We start from the raw sequence: 15,531 nt of genomic DNA on the forward strand, positions 1-15,531 counted from the left end.
CTCCCTCCCGGTGCCGTTACTCGAAGTTGGGGGCGTTGCGTTCGTAGACCAGGCGGAGGCCGATCAGGGTCAGCCAGGGTTCGTGGTCGTCGATGGCCGAGGATTCGCCCAGGACCATCGGGGCCAGGCCGCCCGTGGCGATGACCCGGACGTCGTCCGGGTCGCCGTTCGGGCCGGCCAGTTCCTTGGCCATCCGGCCCACGACCCCGTCGACCTGGCCCGCGAAGCCGTACACCACGCCCGACTGCATCGCCTCGACCGTGGACTTGCCGATCACGTTGCGCGGGCGGGCCAGCTCGATCTTGCGGAGCTGGGCGCCGCGGACGCCGAGGGCCTCCATGGAGATCTCGATGCCGGGGGAGATGACCCCGCCCACGTACTCGCCCTTCACGGACACCGCGTCGAAGGTGGTCGCCGTACCGAAGTCGACCACGATCGCCGGGCCCCCGTAGAGCTCGACCGCCGCGACCGCGTTGATGATGCGGTCCGCGCCGACCTCCTTCGGGTTGTCCATGAGGATCGGGACGCCCGTCTTGATGCCCGGTTCCACGAGGACCGCCGGCACGTCGCCGTAGTAGCGGCGGGTGACCTCGCGCAGCTCGTGCAGGACCGACGGCACCGTCGAGCAGATCGCGATGCCGTGGATCCCGTCGCCCAGCTCGTTGCCGAGCATCGGGTGCATGCCCATGAGGCCCTGCATCAGCACGGCCATCTCGTCGGCCGTGCGGCGCGGGTCGGTCGAGATGCGCCAGTGCTCGACGATCTCGTCACCGTCGAACAGGCCCAGGACCGTGTGGGTGTTGCCTACGTCGATGGTGAGGAGCACGGGTTACACCGCCTCGCGCAGATCGAGGCCGATGTCCAGGATCGGCGAGGAGTGGGTCAGCCCGCCGACCGCCAGGTAGTCCACGCCGGTCTCCGCGTACGCCCGGGCGCTGTCCAGCGTCAGGCGGCCCGAGGACTCCAGCACCGCGCGGCCGGCCACCAGGGCCACGGCCTCGGCGGTCTGCGCGACCGTGAAGTTGTCCAGCAGGATCAGGTCGGCGCCCGCTTCGAGGACCTCGCCGATCTGCTCCAGGGTGTCGACCTCGACCTCGATCGGAACGTCCGGGAAGGTCTCCCGTACGGCCTTGAAGGCCTGCGCCACGCCGCCCGCGGCGACCACGTGGTTGTCCTTGACCAGAGCCGCGTCCGACAGCGACATGCGGTGGTTGACGCCGCCGCCGCAGCGCACCGCGTACTTCTCCAGCGCGCGCAGCCCCGGCGTGGTCTTGCGGGTGTCGCGGACCTTGGCCCCGGTGCCCTCCAGCACGTCCGCCCAGCGGCGGGTGGCGGTCGCGATGCCCGACAGGCGGCACACGATGTTCAGCGCGCTGCGCTCCGCCGTCAGCAGGTCGCGGGTGCGCGAGCGTACGGACAGCAGCACCTGCCCGGCCTTGACGGCGTCGCCGTCCTCCGCGTGCCGCTCCACCTCGAAGGCCTCGGTGCAGACCACCGAGAACACCGCCTCGGCGATGCGCAGGCCGGCCACGACACCGTCCTCGCGGGCGATGAAGTCGGCCACCGCCTCGGCCTCCTCGGGCACCGTGGCGACGGTGGTGACGTCCACCCCGCCGTCCAGGTCCTCGGAGAGCGCCATGTGGGCGATGTCCTCGACCTCGACGGGGTCCAGCCCGGCGTCCGCGAGCAGCTGGGCCAGGGCCGGGTCCAGGCCGGTCTCCTCGCCGTCGCCGCAGGCGCAGTCGTCGCCGCAGCCGACGCCGTTGTCGGCGGGCTGGTCGATCAGGGGAAGTTCGTCGGGGGTGCTCACGGTCACTGCTCCAGGCTCTGGGTGCTGAGGGGTACGTGCACGGACGGGAAGTCCGCGGAGTCGGTGGGGGTGACGACCAGCGCCCGCTTCTCGGTCGCCGACAGCCGGACGACGAGATGGCGGCGCCAGGCGGCATCGTCCCGGTCCGGATGGTCCTCGCGCCAGTGGCAGCCGCGGGTCTCCACGCGCCGCTGCGCGGCGGCGACCAGCACCCGGGCCACGCACAGCAGGTTCGTGGCCTCCCAGGTGTCCACCCCCGGTTCGGCGGTCTTGCCGTGGGCTTCGAGGGCGTTCAGGGCGGTGGCGTACAGGCCTTCGAGCGCCTCGGCGGCCGTGTGCAGGGATGCGGCGGAGCGCAGCACGCCCGCGCCGTCCGTCATGATCCGCTGGATCTCGTGCCGGGCCTCGGCGGGCTGCAGCGGGCCGGTCGAGGGCACCGGTATGCCGGGGCCGTTGCCGGAGCGCGCCTGCGCGGCGATGTCGTCGGCGATGCGCTCGGCGAAGACCAGGCCCTCCAGCAGGGAGTTGGAGGCCAGCCGGTTCGCGCCGTGCACGCCGGTGCAGGCGACCTCGCCGCAGGCGTACAGGCCCGGGACGGTGGTGCGGCCGTGCAGGTCGGTCCGTACGCCGCCGGAGGCGTAGTGTGCGGCGGGTGCGACCGGGATCGGCTCGGTGACCGGGTCGATGCCGTGCGTCCGGCAGGCGGCGAGGATGGTCGGGAAGCGCTGCTCCCACATCTCGGCGCCGAAGTGCCGGGCGTCGAGGTACATGTGCCGGGCGCCCTGCTCCTGCATGCGCCGCATGATGCCCTTGGCGACGATGTCGCGGGGGGCGAGCTCGCCGAGCTCGTGCTGGCCGGCCATGAAGCGGACCCCGTCCGCGTCGACCAGGTACGCGCCCTCGCCGCGGACCGCCTCGGAGACGAGGGGCTGCTGGCCTTCGGCGTCCGGGCCGAGGAACAGCACCGTCGGGTGGAACTGCACGAACTCCAGGTCCGAGACCTCGGCCCCGGCGCGCAGGGCGAGCGCCACGCCGTCGCCGGTGGAGACCGAGGGGTTGGTGGTCGCGGAGAAGACCTGGCCCATGCCGCCGGTCGCGAGGATCACGGCGGGCGCGTGGACGGCGCCGACGCCGTCGTGCTGGCCCTCGCCCATGACATGCAGGGTGACCCCGGCGGTACGGCCCTGAGCGTCCTGGAGCAGGTCGAGGACGAGCGCGTTCTCGACGGTACGGATCCCCGCGGCCTGCACGGCTTCGACGAGCGCCCGGGAGATCTCGGCCCCGGTGGCGTCGCCGCCCGCGTGCGCGATCCGGCGCCGGTGGTGGCCGCCCTCGCGGGTCAGTTCTATCTCCCCGGTCTCCGCGGAGGTGTCGAAGACGGCGCCCGTGGCCATCAGCCGCCGTACCGCGTCCGGTCCTTCGGTGACGAGCAGCCGTACGGCCGCCTCGTCGCACAGGCCCGCGCCCGCGACCAGGGTGTCGTCCAGGTGCTGCTCGGGGGTGTCGCCCTCGCCGAGGGCCGCGGCGATGCCGCCCTGGGCCCAGCGCGTGGAGCCGTCGTCGAGCCGGGCCTTGGTGACCACGACCGTACGGCGGCCGGCGGCGGCGCAGCGCAGCGCCGCGGTCAGCCCCGCGACGCCGGAGCCGACGACCACGACGTCGGCGTCGACGGCCCAGCCGGGGGCGGGTGCGTGCAGCCGTATGCCGGTGCCCGGGCCCGCTCCGGTGCCGCCCGACGGGAGGCCTCTGCCTGGGGTGCTCACGAGTGTGCTCCGAATTCCAGTGGGATGTTGTCGATCAGCCGGGTCGTGCCCACCTTCGCGGCGACGGCCAGCACGGCCCGCCCGGTGAACCCGGGTCCGGCCTCGGTGAAGTCCGAGGGGTCCACCAGCGCCAGGTAGTCCAGCACGAGCGGCGGCTCGTGGCGGCCCGCCTCCTCCAGGACGTGCCCCGCGGCGGCCCGTACGGCGTCCGGCAGCCCGGCGCCCGCCGCCGAGACGGCGTGCGCGTCGGCGGAGGCGCGGACCTCGCCGAGCCGGGCCAGGGCGGTGGCCCGCTCGTCGCTGGCCGGGGCGGCCTCGGCGCGGGCCCGCAGCGCGGCCTGCGCGGCGAGCCGGTCCTGTCCGGCGAACAGGGCGCGGGACAGGGCCAGGGCGGTGCGCCGCTCGGCGGGCGAGAGGTAGCGGTTGCGGGAGGACAGTGCGAGCCCGTCGCCCTCGCGGACGGTCGGTACGCCGACCACCTCGACGGGGAAGTTCAGGTCGGTCACCATCCGCCGGATCAGGGCCAGTTGCTGCGCGTCCTTCTGGCCGAAGAGGGCCAGGTCGGGCTGGGTGAGGTGGAGCAGCTTCGCGACGACGGTCAGCATCCCGTCGAAGTGGCCCGGGCGGGTGGCCCCTTCGAGGCGCTCGCCCATGGGGCCGGCGCTGATCCGCACCTGCGGGTCGCCGCCCGGGTAGACCTCGTCGGCGGCCGGGGCGAACACCGCGTCGGCGCCCGCCTCTTCGGCGATCGCGAGGTCGGCGTCGAGGGTGCGCGGATAGCGGTCCAGGTCCTCGCCCGCCCCGAACTGCAGGGGGTTGACGAAGACGGTGACCACGACCTGGCCCTGCGGCCCGGCCAGCTCGCGGGCCGAGCGGATCAGGGTGGCGTGGCCCTCGTGCAGGGCGCCCATGGTCATCACCACGGCCCGGCGGCCGGTGCGGGGGAGCTCGCGGAGCTCCGCGGCGGTGTCGAGCAGCAGCCGGCTCACGGGGCGGTGCCCCCTTCCGGTTCCGTGTCGGCGAGCACGCCGAGCAGGTCTTCGGCGAGCTCGGGCTTGAGCAGTCCGTGGGCGAGGGCGCGGTCGGCGGTGGTGCGGGCCATGGCCAGGTAGCCGGAGACCGTGCCGGGCGCGTGCTTGCGCAGCTCCGAGACGTGCGCGGCGACCGTACCGGCGTCACCGCGGGCCACCGGGCCGGTCAGGGCGGCGTCCCCGGAGCGCAGGGCGTTGTCGAGGGCCGCGCCGAGCAGCGGGCCGAGCATCCGGTCGGGGTGCTCGACCCCGGCCTTGCCCAGCAGCTCCATGGCCTGGGCGACCAGGGTGACCAGGTGGTTCGCGCCGAGGGCGAGGGCCGCGTGGTAGAGCGGACGGTTCTCCTCCGCGATCCACTCGGGTTCCCCGCCCATCTCGATGACCAGGGCCTCGGCGGCGAGCCGCAGCTCCTCGGGGGCGGTGACGCCGAAGGAGCAGCCGGCCAGCCGCTGCACGTCGACCTCGGTGCCGGTGAAGGTCATCACGGGGTGCAGGGCGAGCGGCAGGGCGCCCGCGCGGCGCGCCGGGTCGAGCACGGCGGTCCCGTACCGGCCGGAGGTGTGGACGAGGAGCTGTCCGGGCCGGATCGCACCGGTCTCGGCGAGCCCCTCGACCAGGGAGGGCAGCGCGTCGTCGGGGACGGTGAGGAGGACCAGGTCGGCCTTCTCGAACACCTGCTCGGCCGGGACGAGGGGGACGTCGGGCAGCATCCGCGCGGCGCGGCGCACCGAGGCGTCGGAGACGCCGGACATGGCGACGGGCAGGTGCCCGGCCTGCTGGAGCGCGCGGGCCAGCGCGGGGCCGACCCGGCCGGCTCCGACGACACCGACCGCCAGCCGGGCAGGGCGTGGCTGCTGTGATGGATTCACGCGGGGAGGGCCTTCCGTTCCAGTCCGCGGGGGGTACCGGACGATACGCCGCCATGCTAGCTCCTGGCCCCTTTGCCGGTCGGCGATGATCGTGTGCCATGAGCGAGGACACCGAGGGCACTGAGGACACCGAGGGCACCGAGGACACCGAGCGGGAGAAGCGGCAGGCGGCGGCGTGGCGGGGGGCCGGGCGGATGCTCTCCCGTTCCCTGCGCGACGCCACGGTGGCGGAGCTGCTGGAACCGCTCGCGGCGGCCCCGTACGACATGGACCAGCCGGCCGACCTCTACGGGGACGGCGTGGTCGCCGACCTGGAGCGGCGGGTCGCGGACCTGCTGGGCACCGAGGACGCCGCCTTCTTCCCGAGCGGGACCATGGCCCAGCAGGTCGCGCTGCGCTGCTGGGCGGGGCGGACCGGGAACCCGGTGGTGGCCCTGCACCCGATGAGCCATCCCGAGCGGTGGGAGGGCGGGGCGCTCTCGGCCGTCTCGGGGCTGCGGGTGGCGCACCCGACGACGGAGGCGCGCCAGCCGTCGGCGCAGGAGGTCGCGGGGCTCGCGGAGCCCTTCGGCACGCTGATGCTGGAGCTGCCGCTGCGGGACGCGGGCTTCCTCCTGCCCAGCTGGGAGGAGCTGGAGGAGCTGGCCGACGCGGCCCGGGAGCGGGAGGCGGTGGTCCACTTCGACGGGGCGCGGCTGTGGGAGTCCACGGTGCACTTCGGGCGGCCGCTGGCGGAGATCGCGGGGCTCGCCGACTCGGTGTACGTCTCGTTCTACAAGTCGCTCGGCGGCCTGAGCGGGGCGGCGCTGGCCGGGCCGCGGGCCTTCGTGGAGGAGACCAGGGTCTGGCGCCACCGGTACGGCGGCCAGATCTTCCGGCAGTTCCCGCAGGCCTTGGCCGCGCTGGCCGGGCTGGAGCGGGAGCTGCCGCGGCTGCCCTCGTACGTGGCGCAGGCGCGGATGGTCGCGGCGGCGCTGGGGCCGGCCTTCGCGGAGGCGGGGATCGCGTGGTCCCGGGTCCATCCGGAGCCGCCGCACACCCACCAGTTCCAGGTCTGGCTCCCGTACGACCCGGAGCACCTGACGGAGGTGTCGGTCCGCGTCGCGGAGGAGACGGGCCGGGTGCTGTTCCGCCGCTGGTGGCCGGCGCCCGTCCCCGGCCTCGCGGTGACCGAGGTCGAGGTCACGGAGCCGGGGCTGAGCTGGACCGGGGCGGAGGTGGCCGAGGCCGTGGCGGCCTTCGCCGCCCGCCTGTAGCCCCGGCCGGGCGCCGCCGCCGAGGTCCGTGCCCCTGCCGTCCCCACGTCCCCGCGCGGTGGCACACGGCCCCCGGCGGGAACCGGCGAATCGCCGAATTGCGTTAAAGACACCGGCAGGGAGCGGACACGGAGATACCGTCCCCTCACTGGAAACACCCGCGAGGAGACACCATGACCGCTCGGCCCCAGTGGCAGAAGTCCTCGTTCTGCGGCGAGGCGGAAGACGCCTGCGTCTATGTATCCGCCGCCCCAGGCACCCTCGTGCGCGTCGCCGACCGCGCCGATCCCGCGCACCTCGTGCTCGCCACGACCCAGGCGGCCTGGGCCGATTTCCTTGCCGCGGTGAAAGAGTCCGGCTGAGCGACCGGCCGCGCCAAAGGGGATTTTGTCCGATTAGCGCGTATCTTCGGCCCATGCCCACGCCCTACGGATCCCGCGGCGGCATGGCGTTCAGTGCCGCAGAGCTGCACGTGCTCAGGCGCTCGCTCGCCCACGCCCTTCAGTCCTCCTCGGCCCCCCTCAAGGCCTCGGAGGTCCAGGACTGCCTGCGCCTCGCGCAGTCGGTGGACGACGTGGTGCAGGAGGCGGGCCGGCTCAGAGCCTTCCTCCTGGAGGATCTGGCCCGCTACCGGGGCGCCCTGCCCGGCAGCCTCTCCGGGTACCTGGAGCTGCTCCAGGACGCCCTGGCCGCCGGCTACGAGCCCGCGCCGGACGATCTGGCGGCCCTGCGCGCCCTGCGGGCCAACCCGGTCGCCGCGGCGCTGCTGGTCCGGGCCCAGGCCGCCCTGGAGCGCTCCGTACGCCGCCGGCTGTCGACCGCGCCCGCGCCGCGGACCCGGCTGCTGGCCCTGGCCGGCGGTCGGGAGGAGCCGGCGCCGGGCCCGAAGCCCCAGCCCGAGCAACCGCCGCGGCCCGACCAGCCGCCGCGGCCGATCCCGACGCCCGGCGAGGTCTTCCCGCCACGCCGCAAGCCGACCCCGCCCCCGGCGGAGGGCCGGGCGGTCGGATAGTTACGCTGAGGGGCATGGACTACGTTTCCGCGCTCGTGCCCCCCTTCGTGATGGCCGCGCTCTTCATCGCTCTCGTCGTGACGATCGTGAAGACCCAGGGCGGCGCCAACAAGGCCAAGGAGGACGAAGCGGTCGACGCCGTGATCGCCCGGGCCGAGGCCGCCCGCCAGCCGCGCAAGTAACCGGCTCCGTCCGGGGTCCCGTCGGGGCCCCGGATTTTGTCGCGCGTTGCCGAGCGAATAGTCGGGCAATTAACCACAAGCCGCACTATCGTGCTGTTGTGCCTCGCCCCTTGGGAGAACTCGAAGACGCCGTCATGACGCGGGTGTGGCAGTGGAACCGCCCGGTCACCGTTCGGGAAGTGCTGGAAGACCTCCAGCAGGAACGGTCCATCGCGTACACCACGGTCATGACCGTTATGGACAATCTTCATCAGAAGGGCTGGGTCCGCCGGGAAGCGGAAGGCCGCGCCTATCGATATACGGCGGTCTCCACCCGCGCCGCATACTCGGCCGCACTGATGAACGAAGCGTGGTCGACCAGTGACAACCCCGCGGCCGCCCTCGTCGCCTTCTTCGGCATGATGTCCGCGGAACAGCGGGAAGCCCTCCGGGACGCCGTACGGATCGTCCAGCACGACGACGAGGCGGCCGATGCGGCCGGGGCGCCCGAAGCCGCAGATGCCGCCGCCGCGGCGCAGGCGCCGGAAGCGGCCGCACCGGCCGAGTCGGCCCCGGCCGAAGGGGAGTCCGGCGAGCGTGCGGAGGGGCCGGGGCGATAACGTCCGGGCCATGGGAGAGTTTTCCGCCGCACATCCAGAAACAGTGACGATCCGCCGTGCCCGCACCGGTGACGTTCCCGCGCTGCGCCGCCTGCTCGACCAGTACGTGCAGCAGCGGATCCTGCTCGACAAAGCACCGGTCGTCCTTTACGAGGACATCCAGGAGTTCTGGGTGGCGGAACGCGAGTCCGGCGGCCAGGTCGTCGGCTGCGGAGCTCTCCACGTGATGTGGGAAGACCTCGCCGAAGTACGCACTCTCGCCGTCGACCGCGACCTCAAGGGAGCCGGCGTCGGTCATCTGGTGCTGGAGCAGTTGTTGAGCACGGCCCGCGAGCTCGGCGTGAGCCGCGTTTTCTGTCTCACCTTCGAAGTGGACTTCTTCGCGAAGCACGGCTTCGTCGAGATCGGGGAGACCCCGGTCGAGACCGATGTCTACATGGAGCTCCTGCGTTCCTATGACGAGGGTGTCGCCGAGTTCCTCGGTCTCGAACGAGTGAAGCCGAACACCTTGGGCAACAGTCGGATGCTTCTGCACCTCTGATCGATGGCCCCGGCTTTTCCGGTGCTCCACGCACCTGTGGCCTATGTCCGAATCGCGCACGTTTCCCGCCCCGTTGCCGTCCTGAACCTCTCCCCGGGGGTTTGTGTTTTCCAGGCAAAAGCGGTTTCCTTTCCGCGTACTGCTTTTCGATGAAAGGAAATCCCGGTGGCACAGAAGGTTCAGGTCCTTCTTGTCGACGACCTCGACGGCGGCGAGGCGGACGAGACGGTGACGTTCGCTCTGGATGGCAAGACCTACGAGATCGACCTCACCACCGCCAACGCTGAAAAGCTCCGCGGTCTGCTCGACCCGTACACCAAGGGCGGCCGCCGCACCGGCGGGCGCGCGACCGCGGCCCGCGCCAAGGGCCGTGCCTCGGCGACGACCGGTAACCCGGACACCGCCGAGATCCGCGCGTGGGCGAAGGACAACGGTTACAACGTGAACGACCGCGGTCGCGTCCCGGCCGAGATCCGCGAGGCCTACGAGAAGGCCAAGGGCTGACCGCACCGCGTCGCACGGCGCCGCAGGCGCGCGCGGTGGCATTCCGTCGCCGCCGCCGCCACGAGGCGTACGAGATCGGGCCCGCGGGCGGGCCCGGAGCCCGGCCCGGGGAGACCCGGCAGGGCCGGCAGCAGTGCCTCGCACCCCTGCTCGGGGGGCCGCAGCCACACGGCGGCCTCCCGAGGGCCGGGGGGCGGTCCCGGCGGAGCCGGGGCGGTGATCCGGCCTCCCGCACCCAGGGCGGTCAGATCCAGGGCGACCCCGCCCCACTCCAGCCAGTCGAGCAGCCCGTCGAGCTCCTCCGCGCTCCCCGGGGCCACCAGGAGCCGCATCCTGCGCCCCATGAGGGCGACCGGGCCCGTGTCGACCGGCCTGCGCAGGAGCGCCGTCCCCGCATCGGACGGCAGCTCCAGGACGTCGAACCGGACCCCGGTGACCAGCTGGACCGGCGGGCCGCCCGTGACGGGCCAGCCGAGCACGCGCTCGTACCAGGAGGCGTGGGCGGCGCTCCCGGCGTACGCGGCCTCCCCGGCCGGTACGCGGGGCAGCGGGACGGCGGGGGCTGCGACGGTGCTGGAGGCCATGCCCTGAGCAACTTCCGCGGAGGCTCCTGGTTACGGCCGGGGCGCGTCCCGGCGGGAGCGCGGGGATGACGCACCGCACGCGGTTCAATGCGGAACGTAAACATCCGCGGGGTGGAGTCCCACATTCGGGACGGAACCTTGTTCGCCCTTAGCGGAGGGAACCGGTGCCACCGGCATGGAGTGTCAGTCCTTACGGGTAAGACATTCCTAGTGGATCGGGGCGACACGCTGATTTGACGGGCTTCCGTTCGCCATCGGCGTACACGCATGACGGGTATCTGCCTGGCCTGCGGGAACATCGTCTCGCACCATCGGGTTGGAGCAGTTGTCGGCTCTGCAAGCCGGTTTTCCCCGCTGATGCGGGGGTGAGCCGCGGAGGGATGTCGGCAGTTGGAATGAGCTGTCCCGCCCCGCGGGACTAGCATGCGGAAGGACAGGGCGGGGACCGACCCCGAACTGCCCGACCGCTCTGAGGAGCGATAAACGATGTTCGAGAGGTTCACCGACCGCGCGCGGCGGGTTGTCGTCCTGGCTCAGGAAGAAGCCCGGATGCTCAACCACAACTACATCGGCACCGAGCACATCCTCCTGGGCTTGATCCACGAGGGTGAGGGTGTCGCCGCTAAGGCCCTGGAGAGCCTCGGGATTTCGCTCGAGGCTGTTCGCCAGCAGGTTGAGGAGATCATCGGTCAGGGGCAGCAGGCCCCGTCCGGCCACATCCCCTTCACCCCGCGGGCGAAGAAGGTCCTGGAGCTTTCGCTCCGAGAGGCCCTCCAGCTCGGCCACAACTACATCGGCACCGAGCACATCCTGCTCGGCCTGATCCGCGAGGGCGAGGGCGTCGCCGCCCAGGTCCTCGTGAAGCTGGGCGCCGATCTCAACCGAGTCCGGCAGCAGGTCATCCAGCTGCTCTCCGGCTACACCGGCGGGGGCAAGGAGTCGGCCACGGCCGGCGGCCCGGCCGAGGGCACGCCCTCGACCTCGCTCGTCCTGGACCAGTTCGGCCGCAACCTCACCCAGGCGGCCCGCGAATCCAAGCTCGACCCGGTCATCGGGCGCGAGAAGGAGATCGAGCGGGTCATGCAGGTGCTGTCCCGCCGTACGAAGAACAACCCGGTCCTCATCGGCGAGCCCGGCGTCGGCAAGACCGCCGTCGTCGAGGGCCTGGCGCAGGCGATCGTCAAGGGCGAGGTCCCCGAGACCCTCAAGGACAAGCACCTCTACACGCTTGACCTCGGCGCCCTGGTCGCCGGTTCCCGCTACCGCGGTGACTTCGAGGAGCGCCTGAAGAAGGTGCTCAAGGAGATCCGCACCCGCGGCGACATCATCCTGTTCATCGACGAGCTCCACACCCTCGTGGGTGCGGGCGCCGCCGAGGGCGCGATCGACGCCGCGAGCATCCTCAAGCCCATGCTGGCCCGTGGTGAGCTCCAGACCATCGGTGCCACGACGCTCGACGAGTACCGCAAGCACCTCGAGAAGGACGCGGCCCTCGAGCGCCGCTTCCAGCCGATCCAGGTGGCGGAGCCTTCCCTCCCCCACACGATCGAGATCCTCAAGGGCCTGCGCGACCGCTACGAGGCCCACCACCGCGTCTCCATCACGGACGAGGCCCTCGTCCAGGCGGCGACGCTGGCGGACCGGTACATCTCGGACCGCTTCCTCCCGGACAAGGCGATCGACCTGATCGACGAGGCCGGCTCCAGGATGCGCATCCGCCGGATGACCGCGCCGCCGGACCTCCGCGAGTTCGACGAGAAGATCGCGGGCGTGCGCCGCGACAAGGAGTCGGCCATCGACTCCCAGGACTTCGAGAAGGCGGCGTCTCTCCGTGACAAGGAGAAGCAGCTGCTGGCGGCGAAGACCAAGCGCGAGAAGGAATGGAAGGCCGGCGACATGGACGTCGTCGCCGAGGTCGACGGCGAGCTCATCGCCGAGGTCCTCGCGACCGCGACCGGCATTCCCGTCTTCAAGCTCACCGAGGAGGAGTCCTCGCGACTGCTCCGCATGGAGGACGAGCTCCACCGCCGGGTCATCGGCCAGAAGGACGCCATCAAGGCGCTCTCGCAGGCGATCCGCCGTACCCGTGCGGGTCTGAAGGACCCGAAGCGCCCGGGTGGCTCGTTCATCTTCGCCGGCCCGTCCGGTGTCGGTAAGACCGAGCTCTCGAAGACGCTCGCCGAATTCCTCTTCGGCGACGAGGACGCGCTGATCTCCCTCGACATGTCGGAGTTCAGCGAGAAGCACACGGTTTCCCGTCTCTTCGGTTCGCCCCCCGGCTACGTGGGCTACGAAGAGGGCGGCCAGCTCACCGAGAAGGTGCGCCGCAAGCCGTTCTCCGTCGTCCTCTTCGACGAGGTCGAGAAGGCCCACCCGGATATCTTCAATTCCCTTCTCCAGATCCTGGAGGACGGTCGTCTGACCGACTCCCAGGGCCGGGTCGTGGACTTCAAGAACACGGTCATCATCATGACGACCAACCTGGGTACCCGGGACATCTCGAAGGGCTTCAACCTGGGCTTCGCGGCCCAGGGCGACACCAAGACCGGCTACGAGCGGATGAAGGCGAAGGTCAACGAAGAGCTCAAGCAGCACTTCCGGCCCGAGTTCCTCAACCGCGTCGACGACACGGTCGTCTTCCACCAGCTCACCGAGGAAGACATCGTCCAGATCGTCGACCTGATGATCGCGAAGGTGGACGAGCGCCTGAAGGACCGCGACATGGGCATCGAGCTGAGCGGCGACGCGAAGCTCCTGCTCGCCAAGCGCGGCTACGACCCGATCATGGGTGCCCGGCCGCTGCGCCGGACCATCCAGCGCGAGATCGAGGACATCCTGTCGGAGAAGATCCTCTTCGGCGAGCTGCGTCCCGGTCACATCGTGGTCGTCGGCAAGGAGGGTGAGGGCGAGGACGCCAAGTTCACCTTCCGCGGCGAGGAGAAGTCGGCTCTGCCCGACCTCCCCCCGATCGAGGCCACGGGCTCCGGCCCGGACCTGTCGAAGGGCGCGTGACCGCCGAAGCGCGGTAGCGACAGCGGGACAAAAGGGGCGGCCCCGGAACCGAGAGGTTCCAGGGCCGCCCCTTTCGGTTGCCCGCCGAAGGACCCGCACGGGCCCGGGCGGAGGTCCTGAGCCGGTGACAAGCCGCACAGGGCAAATCGGACCTACTAGAAGGTTTCGTAGATCCAGTCACCCGATTTGTCCACCAGTGACCCAGTGGTGACCTGGTCAAACGAGTTCGTCACACGCACCAGGTCTACGAGTTCGCGTAGTAATGGGGAGGTTTGGGGAAGTACGGGGGCCCGGGTTACCAAGGATGAGCCCACCCGGCACACGCCAGATCGTGCCGGGTCACTTCATGCCCGTGGCGGGCGTGAACCACGTCCTGTCCCCGGCCCCGGAGGTCTCCTTCATGTCCGCGAAGCGCGTCATCACCACCCGTACCCGTATCGCCGTCGGCGCAACCGCTCTCGGTGCGGCGCTGGCCCTTGGGGCCGGGACGACCGCCGCCTTCGCCGACACGACGCAGACCGCCCTCACCGGGACCGCCGAGCTGGTCGCCGAGCAGGCCGCGGCCCAGGCCGCCGGCGCCGCGAAGACCGCGGAGATGGCGAAGACCGCCACCGCCGCGAAGAGCGGCCTGTGGGACAAGCCGGTCGAGAAGTACACGCTGTCCGCGACCTTCGGCAAGGGCGGCAGCATGTGGTCCAGCAAGCACTCCGGCCAGGACTTCGCCGTCCCGGTCGGCACCCCGGTCGACGCCGTGGCCGCCGGCACCGTCGTCAAGGCGGGCCCCAACGGCGGCGGCGACGGCCCCGCGTACGGCAACGCCATCGTGATCAAGCACGCGAACAACACGTACTCGCAGTACGCGCACCTCTCGAAGATCCAGGTCAAGATCGGCCAGAAGGTCGCCGTGGACCAGCAGATCGCGCTGTCCGGCAACACCGGCAACTCCAGCGGCCCGCACCTCCACTTCGAGATCCGCACCACCCCGAACTACGGCTCGGCCGTCAACCCGGTGTCCTTCCTGCGCACCGTCGGCGTCACCATCTGACCCGACGGGGTCCCGGACCGGCCCAGGGCCGGTCCTAAGAGAGCAGCCAGGAGTGCGAGGGCTTCGTCGCCGCGGGCATCTTGCCCTCCTTGTAGGCGGCCGCCAGCTCGGGCGAGAACGCCGTCTCGTAGATCCGGATGTTGTGCATGCCCCCCTGCCACGCGCTGGACCAGATCCCGTGGTGGCGCGAGCGGCCCAGCTGGAGCGGGCCGGGGGCCTGCCAGATGCCCGGCACAGCGGCCTCGCCGGCCTTCTTGCCGTCCACGTAGAGGGCGATCGTCTTCTTCTCCGCGTCGTAGGCGCCGATCACCGTGGTCGGCGTCTTGACCATGTTGAGGCCCTCGGCGACGACGGTCTGGGTGGTCGCCGCGGCGCCCTTGTCCCCGGTCTGCACCCGGAAGATCCAGGCCTGCTTGCCGTTCACCTGGTCGATGCCCAGCTCGAACGAGAACGACTCGCCGTCGCCCTGGCTCACGGCGATCCGCGAGCCCTTGGCGGCCGAGTTGTAGAGGCGGGCCGTGACGGAGAAGCTCTTCGTCACGTCCACGGCCGCCTCGGAGGCCTGCGCGTAGGACTTCGACGTCCCCTTCGAGACGATCTGGAACCGCTTGCCCACCGGGGCGATCTGCGTGCCGGAGCCCAGCCGGATCCCGATCTTGCCGTTGCTGTCGCGCAGCAGCGTCGCGTCGCCCTCGACGGTGGGGGAGTACGGTGCCGCCGAGCCCGAGGGGCCGCCCGGGGAGGCGGACGCCGAGACCGCGGGGTCGTCCGTCGGGACCTCCGGGTCCTCCTCGCCGCCCAGCAGGAAGAACGTTCCGCCGCCGGCCAGCAGCGCCAGTACGGTCACGCCGCCGCCCAGCATCCACAGCCGCTTCTTGCGCCGCTCTGCCGCGGAGCGGTCGGCCATGGCCTCCCAGTCCGGCTGGTCACCGCCCGGCCCCGGCCCCTGCCCCGGTATGCCCGGCTGTCCCGGCGACCACGGCGCCTGCTGCGCCCCGGCGTCCTGCCGGTACGGGTCCGGCTGGTGCGCGTCGGGCTGGTACGGGTTCGGCGGGCCCGCCTGCGGGTAGCCGTAGCCGCCGCCCTCCTGCGCGGGCGGGCCGGGCGGGAAGCCGTAGCCGCTCTGGGCGGGCGGTGGCCCGGGCGGGAAGCCGTACCCGCCCTGGGCGGGGGGCCCCGGCGGGAACCCGTAGCCACCGCTCCCCGGGGCGGGCTCGGGCTGCGGGTTGCTCTGGGGATTCGTGCCGTCGCTCATTCCACGGATGCTAAGTCACGGACCTACCCGGCCGTACGGCCCGGTGCCGATCCGGTCCTCCACGCCAC

The 15,531-nt window shown here is 71.9% G+C and carries 16 protein-coding genes; 9 read left to right on the forward strand and 7 right to left on the reverse strand.

The features are described 5' to 3' along the window. Positions 1-16: 16 nt before the first annotated feature. From ACFWP3_RS20215 to ACFWP3_RS20235, 5 genes are read right to left on the reverse strand one after another with little or no spacing between them, the layout of a single operon-like run. Positions 17-826: a type III pantothenate kinase gene (locus tag ACFWP3_RS20215; RefSeq protein ID WP_384222789.1), complete on the reverse strand. Its 810-nt coding sequence runs from the start codon at positions 824-826 to the stop codon at positions 17-19. Between the two features lie 3 nt (positions 827-829). Further along, on the reverse strand, positions 830-1,810 hold the full coding sequence (nadC, locus tag ACFWP3_RS20220) for a carboxylating nicotinate-nucleotide diphosphorylase (RefSeq protein WP_384222792.1): 981 nt from the start codon (positions 1,808-1,810) through the stop codon (positions 830-832). Positions 1,811-1,812: 2 nt separating this feature from the next. Then, a complete protein-coding gene (locus tag ACFWP3_RS20225; RefSeq protein WP_384222794.1) occupies positions 1,813-3,573 on the reverse strand; it encodes an L-aspartate oxidase in 1,761 nt (586 codons plus the stop codon). Next, complete coding sequence (panC, locus tag ACFWP3_RS20230; RefSeq protein WP_384222796.1) at positions 3,570-4,562, reverse strand: pantoate--beta-alanine ligase; 993 nt, start codon at positions 4,560-4,562, stop codon at positions 3,570-3,572. Before panC ends, ACFWP3_RS20225 begins: the two co-directional genes overlap by 4 nt. Then, positions 4,559-5,473, reverse strand: a complete 915-nt coding sequence (locus tag ACFWP3_RS20235; protein ID WP_384222798.1) for a Rossmann-like and DUF2520 domain-containing protein — start codon at positions 5,471-5,473, stop codon at positions 4,559-4,561. The genes panC and ACFWP3_RS20235 overlap by 4 nt, the downstream gene beginning before the upstream one ends. A gap of 98 nt (positions 5,474-5,571) precedes the next feature. On the opposite strand from ACFWP3_RS20235, the gene ACFWP3_RS20240 reads away from it, so the two are divergent. From ACFWP3_RS20240 to ACFWP3_RS20270, 7 genes are all read left to right on the forward strand, one after another. Next, on the forward strand, positions 5,572-6,729 hold the full coding sequence (locus ACFWP3_RS20240; protein WP_384222801.1) for a threonine aldolase family protein: 1,158 nt from the start codon (positions 5,572-5,574) through the stop codon (positions 6,727-6,729). 173 nt (positions 6,730-6,902) lie between these two features. After that, entirely contained in the window at positions 6,903-7,091 is a 189-nt protein-coding gene (locus tag ACFWP3_RS20245) for a DUF397 domain-containing protein (RefSeq protein ID WP_384222803.1), read from the forward strand. A gap of 53 nt (positions 7,092-7,144) precedes the next feature. Further along, complete coding sequence (locus ACFWP3_RS20250; protein WP_384222806.1) at positions 7,145-7,741, forward strand: hypothetical protein; 597 nt, start codon at positions 7,145-7,147, stop codon at positions 7,739-7,741. Positions 7,742-7,755: 14 nt separating this feature from the next. After that, complete coding sequence (locus ACFWP3_RS20255) at positions 7,756-7,923, forward strand: hypothetical protein (RefSeq protein WP_384222808.1); 168 nt, start codon at positions 7,756-7,758, stop codon at positions 7,921-7,923. Between the two features lie 98 nt (positions 7,924-8,021). Continuing rightward, positions 8,022-8,522 carry a BlaI/MecI/CopY family transcriptional regulator gene (locus ACFWP3_RS20260; protein WP_384222810.1) on the forward strand — a complete coding sequence of 167 codons (501 nt, stop codon included), beginning with the start codon at positions 8,022-8,024 and terminating at the stop codon, positions 8,520-8,522. A 10-nt stretch (positions 8,523-8,532) separates the two neighbouring features. Then, complete coding sequence (locus tag ACFWP3_RS20265) at positions 8,533-9,063, forward strand: amino-acid N-acetyltransferase (protein ID WP_384222812.1); 531 nt, start codon at positions 8,533-8,535, stop codon at positions 9,061-9,063. A gap of 165 nt (positions 9,064-9,228) precedes the next feature. After that, on the forward strand, positions 9,229-9,567 hold the full coding sequence (locus tag ACFWP3_RS20270) for an Lsr2 family protein (protein WP_384222814.1): 339 nt from the start codon (positions 9,229-9,231) through the stop codon (positions 9,565-9,567). Here the strand turns inward: ACFWP3_RS20270 and ACFWP3_RS20275 are convergent. After that, on the reverse strand, positions 9,546-10,151 hold the full coding sequence (locus tag ACFWP3_RS20275; RefSeq protein WP_384222817.1) for an SCO3374 family protein: 606 nt from the start codon (positions 10,149-10,151) through the stop codon (positions 9,546-9,548). The genes ACFWP3_RS20270 and ACFWP3_RS20275 overlap by 22 nt on opposite strands. 486 nt (positions 10,152-10,637) lie before the next feature. On the opposite strand from ACFWP3_RS20275, the gene ACFWP3_RS20280 reads away from it, so the two are divergent. Continuing rightward, the gene (locus ACFWP3_RS20280) at positions 10,638-13,163 is read left to right on the forward strand and encodes an ATP-dependent Clp protease ATP-binding subunit (RefSeq protein ID WP_384222819.1); all 2,526 of its coding nucleotides are present in this window, start codon (positions 10,638-10,640) and stop codon (positions 13,161-13,163) included. Between the two features lie 400 nt (positions 13,164-13,563). Beyond that, complete coding sequence (locus tag ACFWP3_RS20285) at positions 13,564-14,208, forward strand: M23 family metallopeptidase (RefSeq protein WP_384222866.1); 645 nt, start codon at positions 13,564-13,566, stop codon at positions 14,206-14,208. Between the two features lie 34 nt (positions 14,209-14,242). On the opposite strand, the gene ACFWP3_RS20290 is transcribed toward ACFWP3_RS20285, so the two are convergent. Beyond that, the gene (locus tag ACFWP3_RS20290) at positions 14,243-15,463 is read right to left on the reverse strand and encodes a LamG-like jellyroll fold domain-containing protein (RefSeq protein WP_384222822.1); all 1,221 of its coding nucleotides are present in this window, start codon (positions 15,461-15,463) and stop codon (positions 14,243-14,245) included. Positions 15,464-15,531 lie beyond the last annotated feature (68 nt).

It is taken from the genome of Streptomyces sp. NPDC058525 (genome assembly GCF_042719495.1).
Taxonomy (GTDB): Bacteria; Actinomycetota; Actinomycetes; order Streptomycetales; family Streptomycetaceae; genus Streptomyces.